Source organism: Paenibacillus sp. P4_A7, assembly GCF_056402455.1.
The window spans coordinates 1-2,209 of record NZ_JBFUHJ010000661.1; the positions used below are offsets into that span (position 1 = coordinate 1).

The following is a 2,209-nucleotide window of genomic DNA, read 5'->3' on the forward strand; positions in this document are numbered from 1 at the left end:
TCAGGATTGAATATATGAATAACGGAAGCGATAGCAGAGCCGAGTGCCGCCAATGTTTCATTCATCAGCTCGGTTGCAGCAGGATCACCGGACTGCCACCTAGCAATCACTTCCTTTGCATCCACATTTTCAACGGATTGTCCGCTCAATAGGAGCTTGTCTCGCATACGCTGAGCGATGCTTGTTCCTGATGCATACTGCTCTAAGCAGCCAACACCCCCGCATACGCATGGCAACCCATTAAAATCTACTGATAGATGGCCTAATTCGCCACCTCCACCCCATAGACCGTGTACAAGACTTCCGTTTACGACAACTGCACCACCAACACCAGTTCCAATTGCAAAACAGATGAAATTATTGACCCCCTGAGCCGCACCAAGGTACTTCTCAGTAATAGCCAAAACATTAACATCGTTGTCTACAATTACTGGAAGCTGAAATTCTTGCTGCAGCAAACTCTTCAACGTTGTTCCTGCATATCCGGGAATAAGATCGGATGCCGATCGAATGCTGCCTGAAGCCCAGTCGATTTGCCCCGCGCTGCCAACTCCCATACCTTTAAAGAGAATATCTGATCGCTCTACATATACTTCCTCCAGCAAACGATGGACAGCTTCCTTTATCCGATCCATTGTATTGGCTTTTCCGGCCAACGTACTGAGGCTAACTTTATGCTTCACTACTCCATGTGAGTCCACGACCCCAACATTAATTTTCGTGCCTCCAATATCAACACCGATTGCGTATTCTGATTGGGGGTCGTACAATTTTAAATCCACTGACTTCTCCCCTTCTCCTTATAGCCCATTCAAAGCACTGACATAACGGGCTGTTATTAGCTGTGGACGTGTAATTGCACTGCCAACCACCACATATGATGCGCCAGTTTTCATAGCTTTGGCTGCTTCATCCGGCGTCCAAATGCGTCCTTCAGCAACGACAGGAATACTCACCTGAGCACATAATTCTATCAGCAAATCAAAGTCAGGACCTTCTTGCTGCCTACTGTAATCTGTATAGCCGGATAAAGTAGTCCCGATAAAATCCACACCTAAGCTTTCTGCTGCTAGACCTTCCTCTAAGGTGGATACATCCGCCATCACTGCAACACCCATTTCATGTGCATAATCGATTAATGGCTTAACCGTTTCTAAACGGCCTTCACGATTTGTTACATCAAGTGCAACAATGTCCGCTTTAGCCTCCACAATAGCTTTCACTTCTTCAATTGTCGGAGTTATAAAAATAGCTGAACCAGGAATGTCTCTCTTAATAAGCCCAATGACCGGCACTTCAACCGCTTGTTTAATTGCAAGGATATCCGCAACACCATTCGTCCGAATACCAATTGCACCTGAATGAACAGCAGCTTTAGCCATTTTAGCCATAGTATCGCCACCATTCAAGGGTTCGTGCTCAAGTGCCTGACAAGAAACGATCAGACCTTTAGCGGGAAAAATAGTACTCGTGTTATTCATATCTGCTCACTCCCTTTCCATAACTTAACAGTCTATCATTAGTTTTTTGCTTGTGCAATATATGTCAATATTTTATGATTCAGCTCTTCAATGCGGCCCATATCGGAAGAGGCAACTGGCAGCAGCGGCATTCTCGGTTCACCACTATCAAAGCCGCGCAGCTTTAAGATCGCTTTACAAGCCCCATATAAGGAAGGGAATGATAGCAGCTCTACAATAAGCTCGTTCACAATAAACTGCCACTTCTGTGCTTCCTCGCCATTACCATCTACATAACAATGTTCAATTTTCAAAAATAGCTCTGGCATTACGCCATAGGTGCCACCAATTCCACCATCTGCACCGATACTGCGGCCTGCGAGGTATTGCTCATCAGGACCATTCAGCACTAGGAAATCTACATGAGCAGCTTTGCTATGGGTACAGCCGGTATCGTTATCTCACTATTATTCATCCCAATTTATTGGTGGTTTGGGTTTCAATAGCCAACTGGAAAAACTAAAATGACCCTTAAATAGCTATTTTATAAACAATTTTTTTGACTGCTTGTTCCATATCCTCATGCGCAGCGACTAAATGAGTATCTTCTGGAAAACAAATAAGAAAATAGCCTGGTTCTAAGTAACCTTTAAATTTAAGATCCGATGTAACRTCTCCAAAATAAATATCACGTTCCGGATCATATTCCGTTGTATTAGATAAGCAAGACACATTGCTGACTTCTACAT

The 2,209-nt window shown here is 44.0% G+C and carries 4 protein-coding genes; all 4 read right to left on the minus strand.

Annotated features, from left to right (window positions below; translation table 11 throughout):
• The coding region (locus AC1DWN_RS32580) for an ROK family protein (protein WP_477562984.1) at window positions 1–782 on the minus strand (782 nt) is incomplete at its 3' end.
• Window positions 783–800: 18 nt separating this feature from the next.
• Window positions 801–1,481, minus strand: a complete 681-nt coding sequence (locus AC1DWN_RS32585; RefSeq protein ID WP_477562985.1) for an N-acetylmannosamine-6-phosphate 2-epimerase — start codon at window positions 1,479–1,481, stop codon at window positions 801–803.
• Window positions 1,482–1,519: 38 nt separating this feature from the next.
• Window positions 1,520–1,870 carry a dihydrodipicolinate synthase family protein gene (locus AC1DWN_RS32590; RefSeq protein ID WP_477562986.1) on the minus strand — a complete coding sequence of 117 codons (351 nt, stop codon included), beginning with the start codon at window positions 1,868–1,870 and terminating at the stop codon, window positions 1,520–1,522.
• A 121-nt stretch (window positions 1,871–1,991) separates the two neighbouring features.
• Window positions 1,992–2,209: YhcH/YjgK/YiaL family protein (locus AC1DWN_RS32595; RefSeq protein WP_477562987.1), on the minus strand; the 218-nt coding region annotated here is incomplete at its 5' end.